This window comes from Streptomyces sp. NRRL F-5755 (genome assembly GCF_001279365.1).
GTDB classification, from domain to species: Bacteria; Actinomycetota; Actinomycetes; order Streptomycetales; family Streptomycetaceae; genus Streptomyces; species Streptomyces rimosus.
Genome location: NZ_LGCW01000025.1, coordinates 30,626 through 48,465, shown reverse-complemented (window position 1 = coordinate 48,465; position 17,840 = coordinate 30,626). Strand labels below are relative to the sequence as shown.

The 17,840-nt window shown below is 72.6% G+C and carries 16 protein-coding genes; 8 read left to right on the top strand and 8 right to left on the bottom strand.

Annotated elements, in window-relative coordinates; translation table 11 throughout:
* Positions 1-389 precede the first annotated feature (389 nt).
* The gene (locus tag ADK86_RS04870) at positions 390-953 is read left to right on the top strand and encodes an RICIN domain-containing protein (RefSeq protein WP_053695450.1); all 564 of its coding nucleotides are present in this window, start codon (positions 390-392) and stop codon (positions 951-953) included.
* 670 nt (positions 954-1,623) lie between these two features.
* Here ADK86_RS04870 and ADK86_RS04865 read toward each other — a convergent pair.
* Complete coding sequence (locus ADK86_RS04865; protein WP_053695449.1) at positions 1,624-3,531, bottom strand: APC family permease; 1,908 nt, start codon at positions 3,529-3,531, stop codon at positions 1,624-1,626.
* Positions 3,532-3,947: 416 nt separating this feature from the next.
* On the opposite strand from ADK86_RS04865, the gene ADK86_RS04860 reads away from it, so the two are divergent.
* Positions 3,948-4,601 carry a hypothetical protein gene (locus ADK86_RS04860; protein WP_234345711.1) on the top strand — a complete coding sequence of 218 codons (654 nt, stop codon included), beginning with the start codon at positions 3,948-3,950 and terminating at the stop codon, positions 4,599-4,601.
* 63 nt (positions 4,602-4,664) lie between these two features.
* Here the strand turns inward: ADK86_RS04860 and ADK86_RS04855 are convergent, their stop codons facing one another.
* The 4 genes from ADK86_RS04855 to ADK86_RS04840 form a co-directional block, all read right to left on the bottom strand.
* The gene (locus ADK86_RS04855) at positions 4,665-5,609 is read right to left on the bottom strand and encodes an oxidoreductase (RefSeq protein ID WP_199834353.1); all 945 of its coding nucleotides are present in this window, start codon (positions 5,607-5,609) and stop codon (positions 4,665-4,667) included.
* A 95-nt stretch (positions 5,610-5,704) separates the two neighbouring features.
* Positions 5,705-6,058, bottom strand: a complete 354-nt coding sequence (nirD, locus tag ADK86_RS04850) for a nitrite reductase small subunit NirD (protein WP_053695446.1) — start codon at positions 6,056-6,058, stop codon at positions 5,705-5,707.
* A complete protein-coding gene (gene nirB, locus ADK86_RS04845; RefSeq protein WP_053695445.1) occupies positions 6,055-8,682 on the bottom strand; it encodes a nitrite reductase large subunit NirB in 2,628 nt (875 codons plus the stop codon). Before nirB ends, nirD begins: the two co-directional genes overlap by 4 nt.
* A 2-nt stretch (positions 8,683-8,684) precedes the next feature.
* Positions 8,685-9,986 (bottom strand): NAD(P)/FAD-dependent oxidoreductase, encoded by a 1,302-nt coding sequence (locus ADK86_RS04840; RefSeq protein WP_199834352.1) that lies wholly within the window; start codon positions 9,984-9,986, stop codon positions 8,685-8,687.
* 119 nt (positions 9,987-10,105) lie between these two features.
* Between ADK86_RS04840 and ADK86_RS04835 the strand changes: the two genes are divergently transcribed.
* Both ADK86_RS04835 and ADK86_RS04830 read left to right on the top strand, forming a co-directional pair.
* Complete coding sequence (locus ADK86_RS04835) at positions 10,106-11,443, top strand: sensor histidine kinase (RefSeq protein WP_053695444.1); 1,338 nt, start codon at positions 10,106-10,108, stop codon at positions 11,441-11,443.
* A gap of 74 nt (positions 11,444-11,517) precedes the next feature.
* Entirely contained in the window at positions 11,518-12,168 is a 651-nt protein-coding gene (locus tag ADK86_RS04830) for a response regulator transcription factor (RefSeq protein WP_030374157.1), read from the top strand.
* Between the two features lie 32 nt (positions 12,169-12,200).
* Here the strand turns inward: ADK86_RS04830 and ADK86_RS04825 are convergent, their stop codons facing one another.
* On the bottom strand, positions 12,201-12,947 hold the full coding sequence (locus ADK86_RS04825) for a GNAT family N-acetyltransferase (RefSeq protein WP_053695443.1): 747 nt from the start codon (positions 12,945-12,947) through the stop codon (positions 12,201-12,203).
* Positions 12,944-13,609 (bottom strand): TetR/AcrR family transcriptional regulator, encoded by a 666-nt coding sequence (locus tag ADK86_RS04820; RefSeq protein ID WP_053695442.1) that lies wholly within the window; start codon positions 13,607-13,609, stop codon positions 12,944-12,946. Before ADK86_RS04820 ends, ADK86_RS04825 begins: the two co-directional genes overlap by 4 nt.
* A 198-nt stretch (positions 13,610-13,807) precedes the next feature.
* Here ADK86_RS04820 and ADK86_RS04815 point away from each other — a divergent pair, with 198 nt between their 5' ends.
* The gene (locus tag ADK86_RS04815; protein ID WP_053695441.1) at positions 13,808-14,749 is read left to right on the top strand and encodes a beta-ketoacyl-ACP synthase III; all 942 of its coding nucleotides are present in this window, start codon (positions 13,808-13,810) and stop codon (positions 14,747-14,749) included.
* Between the two features lie 27 nt (positions 14,750-14,776).
* On the opposite strand, the gene ADK86_RS04810 is transcribed toward ADK86_RS04815, so the two are convergent.
* Positions 14,777-15,223: a DUF6098 family protein gene (locus ADK86_RS04810; protein WP_053695440.1), complete on the bottom strand. Its 447-nt coding sequence runs from the start codon at positions 15,221-15,223 to the stop codon at positions 14,777-14,779.
* Positions 15,224-15,480: 257 nt separating this feature from the next.
* On the opposite strand from ADK86_RS04810, the gene ADK86_RS04805 reads away from it, so the two are divergent.
* The 3 genes from ADK86_RS04805 to ADK86_RS45600 all read left to right on the top strand — a co-directional run bounded on the left by ADK86_RS04805 (position 15,481) and on the right by ADK86_RS45600 (position 17,758).
* Positions 15,481-16,686: a hypothetical protein gene (locus tag ADK86_RS04805; RefSeq protein WP_053695490.1), complete on the top strand. Its 1,206-nt coding sequence runs from the start codon at positions 15,481-15,483 to the stop codon at positions 16,684-16,686.
* Positions 16,683-17,309: a hemerythrin domain-containing protein gene (locus tag ADK86_RS04800; RefSeq protein WP_199834351.1), complete on the top strand. Its 627-nt coding sequence runs from the start codon at positions 16,683-16,685 to the stop codon at positions 17,307-17,309. The genes ADK86_RS04805 and ADK86_RS04800 overlap by 4 nt, the downstream gene beginning before the upstream one ends.
* A gap of 152 nt (positions 17,310-17,461) precedes the next feature.
* Positions 17,462-17,758 (top strand): general stress protein, encoded by a 297-nt coding sequence (locus ADK86_RS45600; RefSeq protein ID WP_420718823.1) that lies wholly within the window; start codon positions 17,462-17,464, stop codon positions 17,756-17,758.
* Positions 17,759-17,840 lie beyond the last annotated feature (82 nt).

The following is a 17,840-nucleotide window of genomic DNA, read 5'->3' as shown; positions in this document are numbered from 1 at the left end:
CGGAAACGTGGCGCGCGGTGAGCGCTTTTCGTATCAGCTGAATCTGCGCGCGTACAGGGTGGACGCCTCGGGTGAGGGGCATATGCGGGTGTCCGGGGGCCGCGGTCGGGCATGCCATGGATGAGCTGGTCGGCGCGGTGCGTCCGTGGATGGCCGTAGCGCTTCGTGGCAGACGGGACGGCGGGTAGCGCCGTCGGCGTCGGGCGCCCGTCCCTTGATTCATCACCGACCCGGCAAGCGGCCGCGGCACACCACGTGAGGCCGCCTCCGTACCGCCGTACTGCCGTACGGGCGGGCCTTCGTGCCGGACGGCGGACGCGGGCCGGCAAGCGGATCACCGGCCCCACGGCCGCCGGCTCTCCATCTCACCAGCCGGAAGGAGCATCGCCATGTACCCCAATGCCCTGGACACCTTCGTCGCTTCCGTGAAGCACCAGCGCGAGATGGTGATCGTCCACCGGGTCACCGGTGGCTACCTCACGCACAACGGTGACCTCCAGATCGAGACCGATCCCATCGACAAGATCGACAACAAGCGGCACCTGTGGGTGGTCCATCTGGAGGGTTACTACAAGAACAACACCGTCTACAGCTTCGAGAACAAGAGGGAGGGCAAACGGCTGGCGATCAACCCTGACAATCCGCGGGACGGGATGCGGTTCACGGACGCCCAGGACCCCAAGGGCAAGCTCACCAAGGAGATGGAGGCGCAGCGCTTCTATGTGCTGCCGATGTGCAACGGCGGCTACTCCATCGTGCCCTTCCTCGCGCCCGATCTGGGGCTGATGCCGATGGGCAACCGGCCCACCCCTCCTGCCTGCGACCGGCCGGCACCCCACTTCGGCGGGCAGTCCTCGGACAACGGCGCGCACGACTTCGTCCGGCCGCCGGAGCAGCCGCCGCGGGAGGACCCCACGAATCAGGAGCTCCAGCCCCCCGGTTCCGGGAAGTAGGAAGCAAGAAGCAAGGGGCGGGCCCCGGAACTACTCCGGTACGCCCTCGCCGGACAGGGCGCATGGCCCAGGGCGGGACATCCGCCTGCCGGCGTGGTTGCCGGGGCGCATTCCCTGCCGGCGGGCGCGCCAGACCACGACGTTGCACGTGGCCGAGCTGAACAGCCCGAAAATTCCGATGCCGATATGCCATGCGTCACCGAACCACACAGCGGTGACTGCCGCGACGAGCGCGCAGACGAGCGAGCATGCGGCGAGTATCCGTCCGAGAATCAACAACAGCAGACCTTGAAGCAGTGTTCGGAAACGACCTTGGCCGCCGACGACGCCCCGGTGGGAAGACCTGAGGAGGCCGCCGAAGACGCCTCACCCGGTTTCCGGGCCACCTGCGACGCCGGCAGTGACACCGAGCCCGCTCGCGGCGGCTCCCGCGCCGCTCATGAAGCAGATCCGGTCCAGGCGGGTGGTCACCTGATCCGGGGCGTCGGGCGGACCACCAGTCTGGGGCGTCCCACCCTGGTCGGCAAAAAGGCCACCTCATATGGCGTCGGTCACAAAGGCGCTTAAACACCCGGTCAAGATCGTTTCGGTGTGGGGCAAATCAGACGGGGCGAAGTTTCACGCGACAAAGGGAAGTCACATTCCGGACCGCCGAAATGAGCCCTGATGCCTACGCCGACAACCGGAACCGCAACCGGCAAATAGTCGCATCCGTAGTCCGCCGCACCGCATGGGCGACGACCGCGCCGCGCTGGTTCTGGAGGAGGCGCTGCCACAGGTGGGCCGGTTCGACCTCGGGGATCAGGACCGTGACGCGGGTCCCGGGATCGCGGTCGCGCAGTTCGCGTACGTAGGCGGCGATCGGGCGGCCCACCGTACGGGTCGCGGAGGGCAGGTCGAGGAGGTCGACGCCGGGGTTCCACAGTTCCCAGTCGCGGCGCAGCGACTCGGCCGCGCGGCGGTCCTCGGGGGCGGCGTAGGTGACGGTGACGGCCACCACCTCGTCGCCGAGCGAGACCGCCGCGTTCAGGGCCTCGCAGGTGAGTTTGGACAGGTGGGAGACGGGGACGACGACCAGCGAGCGGTCGCGGTGCGGGGGTTCGGGGATGCGGCCCAGGTGGAGGCGGTCCGCGATCCGGCCGTACGCCCGGTGGACCGCGCCGAAGCCGAGGACGAGGGCGGGCAGGGCGATGACGATCAGCCAGGCGCCCTCGGTGAACTTGGTGGCCGTGACGACGACCGCCGAGACGCCGGTCAGCAGCGCGCCGAATCCGTTCAGCACGGCCTTGCCGCGCCAGCCGGCGGACCTGGAACGTTCCTGCAGCCAGTGCCGCACCATGCCCACCTGGCAGATGGTGAACCCGACGAACACGCCGATGGCGAAGAGCGGCACCAGGGTGTTCACATCGCCGCCGGAGAAGACGAGGAGCACGGCGGCGACGGCGGCCAGCGCGAGGACGCCGTGCCGGTGCACCTGCCGGTCGGCCTTGAGGCCGAAGACGTGCGGCAGGTAGTTGTCGCGGGCCAGCAGGCTCATCAGGACGGGCAGCCCGCCGAACGAGGTGTTGGCGGCCAGCGCGAGCAGCACCATGGTGGCGAACTGGACCACGTAGAACGCCCAGTTGTGGCCGAGGGAGGCGTCCGCGAGCTGCGCAAGGACGGTCACGCCCTCGACCGGCTGGAGGTGGAAGCGCCCGATGAGCACCGACAGGCCGATCAGCATCACGCCGAGCAGCGCGCCCAGGGCGACCTCGGTGCGCTGCGCGCGCTTGGCGGCGGGGGCGCGGAAGGACGGTACGGCGTTGGCCACCGCCTCGACGCCGGTCAGCGCCGAGCACCCCGAGGCGAACGCCTTCAGGAGCAGCAGCGCGCCGACGGAGGTGGCGTTGCCGGACAGGACGGAGGCGTGGCCGTCGGCCGAGGCCGTGGAGGCGGGTGCGTCGCGGAAGAGGCCGACCGCGACGACGGCGAGGATCGAGCCCACGAAGACGGCGGTCGGCAGGAGGAACGCCTTCGCCGAGTCGACGATGCCGCGCAGGTTCACCGCGGTCACCAGGACGAGCACCGCCAGGCACAGCCACAGCCGCTGGCCGTACAGCGCCGGGAAGGCGGAGGTCAGCGCGGCGATGCCGGCCGTCACGGACACGGCGACGTTCAGTACGTAGTCGAGGATGAGGGAGGCCGCGGCGACCAGGGCCGTACGGTGTCCGAGGTGGGTCCTGGCGACGGCGTACGAGCCGCCGCCGTTCGGGAACGCCGCGATCACCTGGCGGTACGAGGCGACCAGGACCGCGAGCAGCGCCGCGATGCCGAGGGTCACGGGGAGGGTGCAGCCGAGGCCGTACGCACCGGCGGTGGCCAGGACCAGGACGATCGACTCGGGCCCGTACGCGACCGACGCCATCGCGTCGAGGGAGAGGGCGGCGAGGCCCTGAACAGAGGTCAGACGGTGCCGGGCGTCCGGTTCGGGGGCCGGTGCTTGCGGTGCCGTCCCCAGGGGGGTGTTGTGGCCGGCGGCCCCGGTATCCGGGGGCTTCTGGCCTGCGGACCGGCCCGTGGCCTTCCACACCATCGACATCTTTCGCCGTACCTCCGTGCGCTGTGGGAAGAGAACCCTGGTCGGGAAATGAACCCCGATGACCGGGGAGCGACCACCGATGTCCGGGGAAAGGCCCCCGATGACCGGGTGGAGAACCCCGATGACAGGGCCAGCCCAGCGTGAGTGCTGGTGCGGACGAACGCGCCGGTTCTTGGCGTGGCCTTTGCGGGTGGTCCGGGCATCTTCACGGGTTCTTGATGCCCGGTGGGGGCGGGCCGACGCGGATGGGTGGGCCCAGCACCGGGTGGGTGAGGCACCCCGGGTGGCGACGCGGCCGCAACCGGTACGAACGCAGGGCATACGCATCGTCAGCGCTGCGTAAAGGTTCGCCGCACCGCCATCAGCACCGCATCAACGTCCCCGCGGTGCGGCCACCGCGGTCCTAGCCTCACGCCATGGGACGGCGAAGCGAACCCGGGGGCGGGTCCACGGCCCACGGCGAAGGCGACGGGGGCGCCGGCGCGGACGACGGCGCGCGGCGGGACCGGGAGGTGTGCGGTGGACGGTATACGCGGGAGGGGTACGCCCTTCCACCCCCGGTGTACGGCCCGGCGGCGTACCGGGACCGCAGCTGGGCGCCCGAACTGCGCGCGGCGGCCTGCGGTACGGCCACGGTGCTCGCCATCATGCTCACCGTCGATCTGGCCGCACACACCCTCGACCCGCTGCGCGCGGCCTGTTGGACGGCCATCGCGGTGGTGCTTTTCGCGGCGCTCTTCCCGGTGCGGGTGACGGCCGGCGCGGACTGGCTCGCCGTACGCGGGCTGCTGTGCGAGCACCGCGTCCGCACCGACCTGCTGGTCCTCGTACACCGCAGTGACGGAATGGCGCCGCGCCTGGTCCTGCGCGACGTCACAGGCAGCCGCGTCGAACTCGACCCCAAGACCCTCACCGGCAACCCGGTCCTGTGGCACCTGCTGGACACCGGCGCCCGGCTCTCCCGCGAGCGAGGGCTGCTGCGCTCGGGCGGCGAGGTGCTGCGGGCGCTGGGAGAGCGCATCGACGGGGACGGGGCCCGGAGGGTGTTCGAGGCGTCCGGGTTGAGGTGACCGAGGCGCCCGGGGCGCCCGGGATGAGGATACGGGCGGGCGGTGAGCGCCCGCCCTCTCGGCTCAGCCTTCCGCCTCCACCCCACCAAACTCATACGTCACACCCGTAAGCTCCTCCGACGCCGCCCACAGCCGTTCACCGGTCGCGTCGTCCGTGGTCCACGGGGCGCGGAAGGACGACGCGGGCCCGCCGCGCAGGCCGCCGCGCGGGCCGAGGAACGCGTCCGGCTTCATGTGCGGGGCGGTGGCGGCGCACAGCGTGGGCAGCGCGCCGGACTCGGCGGGCTGCGCGACGATGCGGTTCAGCAGCGTCACGGCACGCTCGGTACGCGTACGCCCCTCCATCCGTACGCCGGCCGTCTGAAGGTTGGTGTCGGCGTACCCCGGATGCGCGGCGACCGCCAGGACCTGCGAACCGGCCCGCGCCAGGCGCCGCGACAGCTCGTGGCTGAACAGCAGGTTGGCGCTCTTGGAGCGGCCGTAGGCGATCCAGCGGTGATACCCGCGTTCGCTGTTCAGATCGCTCAGCTTCACATTGGCCAGCGCGTGGAAGCCACTGGAGACGGTGACGACGCGCGCGCCGGGCGTGCCGAGCAGCTTGGGCAGGAGGAGGCCGGTGAGCGCGAAGTGACCGAGGTGGTTCGTCCCGAACTGCATCTCGAAGCCGTCGGCGGTACGGCGCTCCGGGAGCGCCATGACGCCGGCGTTGTTGATGAGAAGGTCCAGGCGGTCGCCGTCGAAGTCGTCGAGCCCGGCCGCGAAGGCTCGTACGGACTTCAGATCGGCCAGATCCAGCTGCCGGAACTCGGCCTCGGCGGCAGGCACTTCGGACCGCAGCCGGGCGAGCGCCGTATGACCACGCGACTCGTTACGGCAGGCCAGCACGACCCGCGCGCCGCGCCGGGCGAGCTCGCGGGCGGTGACATAGCCGATACCGCTGTTGGCCCCGGTCACGACCGCCGAACGGCCCGTCTGATCGGGAATATGGCTCGTGTTCCAACGCGTCACGCCTGCTGCGCTCCTTCGTCGGGGCATCGGGGGCCCCAGCGTACGCCCAGGCCGGGTGGGACGAGCCGGAGGCCGGCAGCGGAACGGCCGGCCCGTCACCCCTCGCTGCCGACCTCCCGCACCCGATAAACCACCACCGAAACCCCAGGATCATCCAGACAAACCCCCGTCTCCAGATCGAAACGCTGCTTGAGCAGGGGAGAAGCGACGAACGGGCGGCCGTTCGCCGTGCCGGTCAGGCCGCGGGAGAGGACGTAGGCGCCGGTGAAGGGGTCGCGGTTGTCGATGGCGTAGGGGTGGCCTGTGCGGTCGAGGAACAGGGCTGCCTGGGTGCCGTCGGGGAGGAGGGCGGCGACGCCTCGGCCGGGGACGAGGGTGGACGGGTCGCAGATCGGGAGCCAGTTCCCGGTCTCGTGCTGTTCCGAGGGGAGTTCGATGGCGAGTGTCATCGGGCTGCGGTTCCTTCCAGGGTGCGGGTGTCGGAGGGGGACAGGGTGCGTACGGGGAGGGTGGGGCCGGACAGGAGGGGGAGGTCCGGTTTGATCTGGTCGCGTTCGGGGACGAAGCGGACGGCCGGGTCGGGGGCGTCGGGGGCGTTGACGAAGGAGACGAAGCGGGCGAGGCGGTCGGGGTCGGCGAGGGTGTCGGCCCATTCGTCGCGGTAGGCCGAGACGTGCGCGGCCATCAGGGACTCCAGTTCGTCGCAGAGGCCGAGGGAGTCGTGGACGACCACGTCGCGTACGTGGTCGAGGCCGCCCTCGATGCGTTCCAGCCAGGCGGAGGTGCGCTCCAGGCGGTCGGCGGTGCGGATGTAGAACATCAGGAAGCGGTCGATGAGGCGGATCAGTTCGGCGTCGGAGAGGTCCTGGGCCAGGAGGTCGGCGTGGCGCGGGGTGGCGCCGCCGTTGCCGCCGACGTAGAGGTTCCAGCCGTTGGAGGTGGCGATGACGCCGAAGTCCTTGCCGCGGGCCTCGGCGCACTCGCGGGCGCACCCGGAGACGGCCGACTTGAGCTTGTGCGGGGAGCGCAGGCCCCGGTAGCGCAGCTCCAGGTCGATGGCCATACGGACGGAGTCCTGGACGCCGTAGCGGCACCAGGTCTGGCCGACGCAGGACTTCACGGTGCGCAGGGCCTTGCCGTACGCGTGGCCGGATTCGAAGCCGGCGTCGACCAGGCGCGCCCAGATGCGCGGGAGCTGGTCGACGCGGGCGCCGAACAGGTCGATGCGCTGGCCGCCGGTGATCTTCGTGTAGAGGCCGAAGTCGCGGGCCACCTCGCCGATGACGATGAGCTTCTCGGGGGTGATCTCGCCGCCGGGGATGCGGGGGACGACCGAGTAGGAGCCGTTGCGCTGGAGGTTGGCGAGGAAGTGGTCGTTGGTGTCCTGGAGGGCGGACTGCTCGCCGTCCAGGACGTAGCCGTCGGCGCCGACCGTGGGGGCGAGGGAGGCGATGATCGAGGCGACCGTCGGCTTGCAGGTCTCGCAGCCGTCGCCGCCGCGCGCCTCCTCCCGGCCGTGGCCGTCCAGCAGTTCGGCGTACGAGGTGAGCCGGCGGGTGCGGACGATCTCGTACAGCTCGGCGCGGGTGTGCGGGAAGCAGCCGCACAGGCCCTTCTCGACCACCACACCGCCGGCCGTCAGCTCGTCGTTGACCAGGGTGGTCAGCGCCTTGACGCAGCTGCCGCAGCCGGTGCCCGCCTTGGTGCACTTCTTCACCTCGGGCACGGTGGTGCAGGAGTGCTCGGAGACCGCGGCCCGGATGGTGCCCTTGGTGACGTTGTGGCAGTTGCAGATCACCGCGTCGTCGGGGAGCGCGGCGGGGCCGAGGGCGCCGGCGGGTGCGCCGGTGCCCGCGGGGAGGACGAGCTGTTCGGGGGCGACCGGCGGCACGGTGCCGGTGAGCGGGCGCAGCAGGCCGTACGACTCGGCGTCGCCGACCAGCACGCCGCCGAGCAGTTCGCCGTCCGCGCCGATGACCAGCTTCTTGTAGACCCCGGAGCGGGAGTCGGCGTAGACGACGTCGAGGCAGCCGGGGGCGGCGCCGTGCGCGTCGCCGAAGGAGGCCACGTCCACGCCGAGGAGCTTGAGCTTGGTGGAGGTGTCGGCGCCGGTGAAGCCGGAGACCTCGCGGTCGCCGGCGATCGCGGCCGCCGCCGTCTCCGCCATCTCGTAACCGGGCGCCACCAGGCCGTAGACCTTGCCGTCCGCGGCCAGCGCGCATTCGCCGATCGCGTACACGGCGGGGTCGCCGGTACGGCACCGCTCGTCCACGACGATGCCGCCGCGCTCGCCCACCGCCAGCCCGCAGTCGCGGGCGAGCTGGTCGCGCGGGCGCACCCCCGCCGAGAAGATCACCAGGTCGGTGTCGACGCGCGAGCCGTCGGACAGCTCCATGGCCCGTACGGCCCCGTCCGCGCCCGCGACGATCTCCTTGCCGCCGACGCCGGTGTGGACGTCGATGCCCATCTCCTCGACGGTACGGCGCAGCGCGCTGCCGCCGCCCTCGTCCACCTGGACGGCCATCAGCCGCGGCTGGAACTCCACGATGTGGGTCCGCAGCCCGAGCCCCTTGAGCGCACCGGCCGCCTCCAGGCCGAGCAGGCCGCCGCCGACGACCGTGCCGGTGCGGCAGTTCTTGGCGTACTCCTCGATGGCGAGCAGGTCCTCGACGGTCCGGTAGACGAAGCAGCCCGCGCTGTCCGCGCCCGGCACCGGCGGCACGAACGGGTACGAGCCGGTGGCCAGGACGAGCGTGTCGTAGGCGACCGTCAGGCCGGAGCGGGCGGTGACGGTGCGCGCCGCGCGGTCGATGGCGGTGGCCGGGTCGCCGAGGTGCAGTTCGATGCCGTGCCGGGCCATGAAGTCGGCGTCGGCCAGCGCCAGGTCCTCCGGGGTGCGGCCGGAGAAGTACGAGGTGAGCTGGACCCGGTCGTAGGCGGGGCGCGGCTCCTCGCACAGCACGACCACCCGGGCCCGGCCGGTCACGCCGCGGTCGGCGAGGGCTTCGAGGAAGCGTTGGCCGACCATGCCGTGGCCGATGAGCACGAGGGTGGGAACGGCGGTTGCGGCCATGGTCAGGAGCCTCCGTCGGTGCGGGAAGGGGTGGCGGTCTCGGTGGTGAGCAGGTGCAGGAGCGGGGCCGTCGGCGGGAGCGGGTCGTCGGCCTCCCAGGTGCGCGCGAGGGTGCCGACGGCGCCCAGGTCGCCGAGGAGGATGCCGCCGACGAGCCGGTCGCCGCGGACGATGACCTTGCGGTAGGCGCTGCGGGTGGCGTCGGACAGGTGGATCACGTCGTCGCCGGGGCGGGGGGAGGGGGTGCCGAAGGCGGCCAGGTCGAGGGGAGTGTCGGCTGATCGGGGAGCGGAGCCGGGGCCGGTGAGGGTGAGGCGGGTGAGGGCGCGGGTGCCGCGGTAGCGGGTGGCCTCCGCGCCGAGGATGCGCGCCAGCTGGTCGGCCTGTTCGAGGGCGGCGCCCGCCAGGCCGTACACCAGGCCGTCGTGCTGCGCACAGTCGCCGATCGAGTGAATGAGGGGATCGGCCGTCCGCAGCTGGTCGTCCACGACGATGCCGCGGTCGACCGGCAGCCCGGCGGCGCGCGCGAGGCCGACGCGCGGCCGTACTCCGCAGGCCAGGACGACCAGGTCGGCGGCCGGTGCGTAACCGTCCGCAAGCTCCACACCGCGTACGGCGCCGCCTTCGACGCGCAGCCCGCGCACCCGGCACTCCGTATGGACCTCCACGCCCAGCGCCTCCAGGTGCGCGCGCAGCAGGGCCGCGGCCCCGGCGTCCAGTTGGCGTTCCATCAGGTGCTCGCCCTGCTGCGCCAGTAGAACCGGTACGCCGCGCTCGGCCAGCGCGCGGGCCGCCGAGACGCCGAGCAGCCCGCCGCCGATCACCACGGCGCGTGCGCCGGGAAGGGCGGCAGCCGCGGCGAGCGCGGTGCAGTCGTCGAGCGTGCGGAAGGGGTGGACGCCGTCCGGCAGGTCACCGTTGGGCAGACCGGGGCGGCCGGGTGGGAAGAGGCCGCGCAGCGGCGGCAGCACCGGGTTGGAGCCGGTCGCGAGGACGAGCCGGTCGTACGGTACGGCCTGCCCGTCGTCGCACAGCACCGTGCGGCTCGCCCGGTCGATCCGTACCGCCCGCACCCCGCCCAGCCACCGCACCGCGCTGTGCGGGGCGGGCAGGGTGATGACCTCCCGCGCGTACCGGCCGGCCAGTACGTCGGCGAGCAGAACACGGTTGTACGGCGCGTGCGGCTCCTCACCGATGACGGTGAGCACCGGGCCGCCGTCGGCGGACGCCCGGCCGAGGCGCTGCGCCAGCCGGGCCGCGGCCATGCCGCCGCCGATCACCACCACACGCTGTTGCGAGGTCATGTCCGCCAGCGTGCGGTCCGGCTGTTACCCGTCCGCATCTGCGCTGTTTCCCGTGGGGAACGCTGACCTCAGCGTGCGGGCGGACGGGGTGTGAGGGGCCTGGCCGTAAGTTGAAGGCCATGCCCATAGCCGCCTCCGCACCTCGCCTGCGCTCCCGCCTTCTCGCCCCCTTCACTCCCCGGAACCTGGCCGCGATGCTGCACGCCGTCCTCGGGCTGCCGTTCGCGCTGCTCGGCATGGCGCTCGTCGTCGGAGGGCTGCTGGTGAGCACGGTGCTCGCGTGGACCGCGCTGGGGCCGTGGCTGATGGCGCTGACCGTACGGGGAGCGGCGGCCCTCGGCGGCGCGCAGCGCGCCATGGCGCGCGGGCTGCTGGCGGTGGACGTCGAAGCGCCCGCGCGACGCGAGGGCGGCGGGCCGCTCGGGTGGCGGCGCGCGGTACTCGGCGACAAGGCCGGGTGGCGGGCGGTCGGCTGCGCCCTCCTCGCGCCGTTCACGGCTGTCGCCCCGCTGCTGGTCGTCCTGGTGGCGTACGTGTACGGGCTGCTCTTCCTCGCCCACCCCGTCCTCAAGCACGTCAACTACCTCACCCAACGCGGCCCGGACGGCAGCGAACGCCATGTCTCGCTCCAGGTGAACGGGGCGGAGTTCGACTCCTGGCCGCGCTGGCTGCTGGTCGTCGCCACCGGGGCCGTGCTGCTGCTCGCCGCGCCGTGGCTGCTGCGGCGGGCGCAGGCGCCGCACCGCTTCCTGGTGCGCTCGCTGCTGGGCCCCGACCCGTCCGCGCAGCGCATCCGCACCCTGGAGGAGACCCGTGCGCACGCCGTCGAGGACGCCGCGGCGACGCTCCGCCGCATCGAACGGGACCTGCACGATGGTACGCAGGCCCGGCTGGTCGGGCTGGGCATGCATCTGACGATGATCCGCGAGCTGATCGGCGCGGGCGCGGACCGGGACCAACTGCTGGCCGTGGTGGAGACCGCGCAGGGCAACGCGAAGCAGGCCGTGGCCGACCTGCGGCACCTCGTACGGGGCATCCATCCGCCCGTACTGGACCAGGGCCTGGACGCGGCGCTCGCCACGCTCGCCGCCGACAGCGCCCTGCCGGTCACGCTCACCGTCGACGCGGCGACCCGCCGCCACCCGTCACCGGCCGTCGAATCCCTCCTCTACTTCTGCGCCGCCGAACTGCTCGCCAACGCGGTCAAACACAGCGGCGCTTCGGGCGTCACGATGGAGCTGAGCAGCGGACCGGACCGGGACCCGGATGCGGCGGCGGGCCCCCGGGGCGAACTGCGGCTGCTCGTACGGGACGACGGGCGCGGCGGCGCGGTGATCGGCGCGGGCAGCGGGCTCACCGGGCTGCGCGCCCGGGTCCGTACCGTGGACGGCACCCTGACCTGCGACAGTCCGCCCGGCGGGCCTACGGTGGTCACCGTCCGCGTCCCCCGCGCGTGACCGCCGTCATCCCGCATGACGCGTCCCGGTCACGCATCCCGACAACGCCTCCCGCACCGAAAGCAGGCCACCCCATGCGCGTCGTCATCGCCGAGGATTCCGCGATCCTGCGGGACGGCCTCGTCCAACTCCTCGCCCTGCGCGGGGTGGAGGTGGCGGCGGCCGTCGGCGACGCCGAGTCGCTGCGGGCCGCGGTCGCCGAACACCGCCCGGACGCCGCCGTCGTCGACATCCGGCTGCCGCCCGGCCACACCGATGAGGGGCTGCGCGCGGCCGTGGCCATCCGCCGGGACCACCCCGGCACCGGCGTACTGATCTTCTCCCAGTACGTGGAGACCAAGTACGCGGCGCAGTTGCTGGGCGGCGGGGCGGCCGGCGTCGGCTATCTGCTCAAGGAACGGGTGGTGGACATCGGCGAGTTCGTGGACGCGCTGGAGCGGGTCGCGGCGGGCGGTACGGCACTGGACCCCGAGGTCGTCACCCAGTTCTTCGGCGCCGGGCGGCGCGCGGACGCCCTGGACACCCTCACGCCGCGCGAACGCGAAGTCCTCGCCCAGATGGCCCAGGGCCGTACCAACCAGGCCATCGCCACCGCCTGCACCGTCACCGAACGCGCCGTCGAGAAGCACATCGCCCATATCTTCACCAAGCTGGACCTGCCGCCGTCGGAGACGGACCACCGGCGGGTGCTGGCGGTGCTGCGGTACATGGAGGCGGTGGGGTAGGGGCGGGACAGGCAGTGCGGGGCGCGGGACGGCTAGAGCGCGATGCTCGCCGGTGGTGACAGTTTCCAGAGGTGGCCCAGGGGGGCCAGGCCCAGGCGGACGGCGACGTTCCGGGAGGAGCGGTTGGTGTCGGAGGTGCTGTAGAAGAGGTGGCGGCCGGTGGGGGCCTGGAGGCGGGACCAGGCGGCGGTGACGGTCGCGGCGTGGCCCCGGCCGCGGTGGCCGGGGCGGGTCCAGGTGCCGGCTTCCGCGCCGCGGTCGGTCCAGCAGGGGGTGTGGCAGATCGAGACGACCCGGGCCGGGTCGGCGGGGTCGAGGGCCATGGCCCACGGGCCGAGTTTGCCGTCGAGCAGGTCGTGCCATTCGTCGGTGTCCCAGTTGCCGGGGTTGGCGGGGCGCAGGGCCGCGAGGGCTGCGGAGTCTTCGGTGTCGGAGGGGACGACGGGCGCGGTCGGGGTGAAGCGCAGGCGGTCGGGGCGGATGAGGTAGCTCGGGCCCGAGGTGATGTGTACGGGGCCGACGACGGCTTCCAGCAGGTGCCGGAGGCGGGGGAGGGCCGGGGGCGGTAAGCCCGGGTTCTCGGGGGCGGGCTCCTTCGCCACGGACGCCAGCAGGTCGGCGGCGAGCGCGTCCGGGAGGTGGTCGGCGACCGCCGGCACCTGGTGGTGGCCGTCGGCCGATACGGAGATCACCATGTGCTGCGGGCCCCGGAAGCGGCCCCGGCCGTCCGTGGGCCAGATGACCTCTATCTCGGTCCTGAGCAGGTCGGCGACGTTCATCGGGCGGCTCCCGGTCCCGGCGCGGCCCCCGATGACGGCGCGGCTTCCGATCGGGGCGCGGGCGCCAGCAGGCGGTCGAGCGCGCGGCGGGTGCGGTCCTGGGCCAGCGGGTCGGCGAAGAGCTGGATGGCCTGGTTGAGGCCCGTATAGAGGCCGATCAGTTCGAAGACGAGCTGGTCGGGGTCGGTGTCCGGGGGCAGCTCGCCGGCCTCGACGGCGTACCGGATCTCGTTGGCCAGACGGCGGCGCCAGAGCGTGGAACGGCGCACCACCGCGTCCCGGATAGGGCCCACGCGCGCGTCGAACTCGACCGCCGCCGTGGTGAAGAAGCAGCCGCCGGGGAAGGCGCCGTGCTCGCGCTCCAGGTAGGTGATCCAGTACTCGCAGATGGCCCGGAGCCGGGCGAGACCGGGGGCCGTACGGGCGGCCGGTTCCCACACCGCCCTGGAGAAGATCGCGGACGCGCCGTCCAGGGAGGCGAGCTGAAGTGCCTCCTTGGTGCCGAAGTGGCCGAGGACGCCGGCCTTGCTCATGCCGAGGTCGGTGGCGAGGCGGCCGATGGTCAGCCCGTCCAGCCCTTCGACCGAGGCGATCGCGATGCTGCGGTCGATGATCCGGTCCCGGGTCCGGCGGGACTCGGCGGCGGACTTGCGTGGGCTCATGCCGCCATCGTAGCCAGCGCGTCACCAGGGCTCCCGGAATTAGCTTCCGACCGATCGGTTGCTATATTTCCGGCCGGTGCCGCCGACGTCCGCGGTGCCACTGGTGCCGCCGATGCCGTCCGCACCGTTCGTACCGTCCGCATCACCCGTACCGGCCGGGCGCCCGTGTGCCCGGCCGAGGACCCGAGGAGAGCAGCCGTGCCGGGAACCCGTATCGCCGCGCTGGGGCACCACCAGCCGTCGCGCGTCCTGACCAACGACGACCTGGCGGGGATGGTCGACACCAGTGACGAGTGGATCCGGCGGCGTACCGGCATCGTCACCCGGCGGATCGCCGACGAGGAGTCCGTCACCGATCTGGCCGCCGCTGCCGCCGCCAAGGCCCTGGCCGCGGCCGGGCTGGAGCCCGCCGACATCGGCCTGGTCACCGTGGCGACCTGCTCGGCCATCGACCGCTGCCCGTCGATCGCCGCCCAGGTCGCGGCCGTGCTGGGCATCCCGTCGGCCGTCGCGTACGACCTGAACAACGGCTGCGCGGGCTTTTGCACCGCGCTCGCCACCGCCGACCACGCGGTCCGCGCGGGCGCCGCCCGGCACGCCCTGGTCATCGGCGCGGAGAAGATGTCGGACGTGACGGACTGGACCGACCGCAGTACGTGCGTGCTGCTCGGCGACGGCGCGGGCGCCGCCGTGGTGAGCGCCGCCGATTCCGCGCACATCGGACCCGTCGTCTGGGGCTCCGACCCGACCCGTTCCCAGGCCGTCCGCCTGCTGGACGACTGGCACCCGCACTTCTCGCAGGACGGGCAGACGGTCTTCCGCTGGGTCACCACCGAACTCGCCCCGCTGGCCCGCGAGGCGTGCGAGCGGGCGGGCACCGGCCTCGCCGACCTCGCCGGTGTCGTCACCCACCAGGCCAACCTGCGCATCATCGAGTCCGTGGTGCAGCAGCTCGACCTGCCCGAGCACGTGGTGGTCGCCCGGGATGTGATCGACTCCGGGAACACGTCCGCGGCGTCCGTCCCCCTCGCCCTGTCCAAGCTGGTCGAACGCCGCGACCTGCCGCCCGGCGGCCCCGTCCTGCTGCTGAGCTTCGGCGGCGGGCTGTCGTTCGCGGGGCAGGTGGTGGACTGCCCGTAGGGCGGCAGGCGGCCGGGCGTCCGCCGCTCAGCGGACGCGCCGGAGGGGGCCCCAGACACCGGCCTGCCGGGCGACCTCCTCGGTCGCCTCCCGCATCACCTCGGGGGCGATCCAGCCGACCGGTTCCACCTGCGTGACCAGCGGCTCGTTGTCGGGGCCGCGGCCGGCCTCGCGGCCGTGCAGGAGCCAGGGCCGGACCGCGGAGCCCTTCTCCCGGGGCAGATGCGAGTAGTCGTACAGCCGCCGGGCCACCCACAGGCGGACCGGCCGCCCGTCCCACCACGGAGCCACGGCCAGTGCGTTGGCGGACAGGCCCGGCAGGGCGATGCCCGTCAGGTCGTCCCGGCTGGACGCGGCCTCCAGATCGACGCCCGGCCCGCGCGACCAGCGGATGTAGAGATCGTCGTGCCGCCCGACGAGGGCCGCCACCTCGTCCAGGGCGGTCAGTGCGGGCAGGTCCGGTGCGGTGGTCAACCGTGTGCTCACTCCTTGCCGACGCTCCGGTACGCGGGGCGTACGGGCGTCGCCACGGGGGCGGCGCCGGTACGTACGGGCGAGGGGTACCCCGGTACGCCGGGACCATCCGCCGGCGGGGCGTCCGGGTGGCCGGCGGCCCGCGCGTCACCCGAACGCCGACGGTCCGGCGCCGGACCCGTGAGAGTCCCTGTTTGGTATGCGGAGCGGGGGCACCCGTGCTGCGCCCTATGTCTTCGACCGGGCTGGAGGCCCTGATGTCGTTCAATCCATTGGAGCAGCGCGGCATTCCGCTGGACCGGCAGGTGCGCAACTGGCGCGAGCTGAACGTGACACCGGTCGACCCGGACCACTGCGACCCCTACACCCGGTGCCGGATCATCACGATGAACGGGATCGAGGTGGAGGCGATCCTGTTCAGCCACCAGCTGGCCCGGCACTGTCCGGACATGGAGATCAAGCAGCAGCTCGCGCGGACCCGCTACATCGAGGCGCAGCAGCAGAAGGCGGTCAACTGGCTGCTGCCCGGCGTCTCGTCGGTGCTGGAGACGACCATCGCCTACGAGCAGGTGGCCGTCGACCTGACCGCGTGGGTGGCGCGGATGGAGCCGGACCCGTATCTGAAGCAGGCGTACCAGTTCGGGGTGCTGGAGGACTTCGACCACCTGTACCGGTACGCGAACCTGTACGAGATGATCGAGCACCGCAAGGCGGAGTCGGTCGTGGACGGGCTCACCGAGGTCATGCCCGGCCGGCCCACCCCGCTGCACCACCGCGACCCGGTGGACAACGTGCGCGAGCCGTACGACCGGACGAAGACCGACCCGCTGTCGAAGCTGCACGCGCTGACGATCATGTCGGCCGAGCAGCAGACGATGAACTTCTACATGAACACCGGCCCCACCTACATGGAGCCGATCGCCCGCCGTCTCTACCAGGAGATCGGGCTCATCGAGGAGGAGCACGTCACCCACTACGAGTCGCTGGTGGACCCGGGCGAGACGTGGTGGGAGCAGCTGGTCCACCACGAGTACAACGAGTGCTACCTCTACCACTCCTTCATGGAGCAGGAGAGCGACCCGAAGGTGAAGGCCATCTGGGAGCTCCACCTGAACATGGAGCTGGAGCACCTCCACCTCGCCTGCGACCTGATGCGCCGGCACGACGGCCGTGAGCCGGCCGAGATCCTGGCGCCCGCGCTGCCCAACGCGCTCACCTTCGAGCCCAACAAGGGCTACCTGCGCCGGCTGATCGCCGACCAGCTGGACCTGACCACCCTGGGCGCGGGGTACGTCCGCGAGGCCCACGAGCGGTTCGAGGCCATGCAGGAGGCCCTCAACGGCGGTGCCACCGCGCCCAGCGACGAGGTGCTGGCCGAGCACGACAAGCTGATCGGCGGCGACTACCGGCTGCAGACCGAGGGTGAACACCCGGTCGCCGACCTGCGCGGAGGCCGGTCATGACGCCGCCCGCCCGGACCGGCGACGGCCCGGCAACGCCGACGACCGACCCGGCCGCCGACCGCACCCCCACTCCGGACACGGACGTGGTCGCCCTCCTGATGGCGCAGCACGGGCAGATCCGCAATCTCTTCGACGAGGTCGAGCAGAGCACGGGGGACGCCCGGCGCGACGCGTTCCGCCGGCTGGTGCGGATGCTGGCCGTGCACGAGACGGCCGAGGAGGAGGTCGTCCACCCGTACGTCAAGCGGGCGGCGGACGGCGGTGACGACATCGTCGCCGACCGGCTGGCCGAGGAGAAGACCGCCAAGCAGGCCCTGTCCGCGCTGGACGGCATGGATGTCGAGGACGCGGCGTTCCTGCCGCGGCTGCTGTCCTTGCGCACGGACGTGATGGAGCACGCCCGCGCGGAGGAGCGCTACGAGTTCTCGCAGCTGCGGCGGCTGGACGACCCCGGCCGGCTGGCCACCATGGCCAAGGCCGTCAAGGCGGCCGAGGCCACCGCGCCCACGCATCCGCACCCCGGTGTCGAGTCCGGCGCCGCGAACGCCGTGCTCGGCCCCATGGCGGCCGTCGTGGACCGCACCCGCGACGCGGTCCGCAAGGCGCTGGGCAAGAACGGATGAGCGGCGGTCCGGCCGGCCCCGGGCAGGGACCGGCCGGAACCGGAACCGGAACGGATCTGCCGGATTCCATCCCGTACGAGGTGTTTAGTGCCCGGGAGAGCGGCTACGCGGTGGACTGGAAGGCACAGTCAAGATCCAAGTAAGGGTGAGTGATGATGGCTGAGTCCACCAACCCCGGCAACTTCGCCAACGACCGCGAGAAGGCCGCACGCGCCGGCCAGCAGGGCGGGCACGAGAGCGGTGGCAACTTCGCCAACGACCCGCAGCGTGCGTCCGAGGCCGGCCAGAAGGGCGGCCAGGAGAGCGGCGGTAACTTCGCCAACGACCCGGAGCGTGCGTCCGAGGCCGGTCAGAAGGGCGGCCACGAAAGTGGCGGTAACTTCGCCAATGACCCGCAGCGTGCCTCCGAGGCCGGTCAGAAGGGTGGCCGAAGCCGTCAGGGCGAGTAGCTGCCGGACGGGGCGGTGACCCCTCGCCGATCCGGATGCCGGGCCATGCCGCAGGCGTCCGGGGGCGGGTCCACCGGCCCAC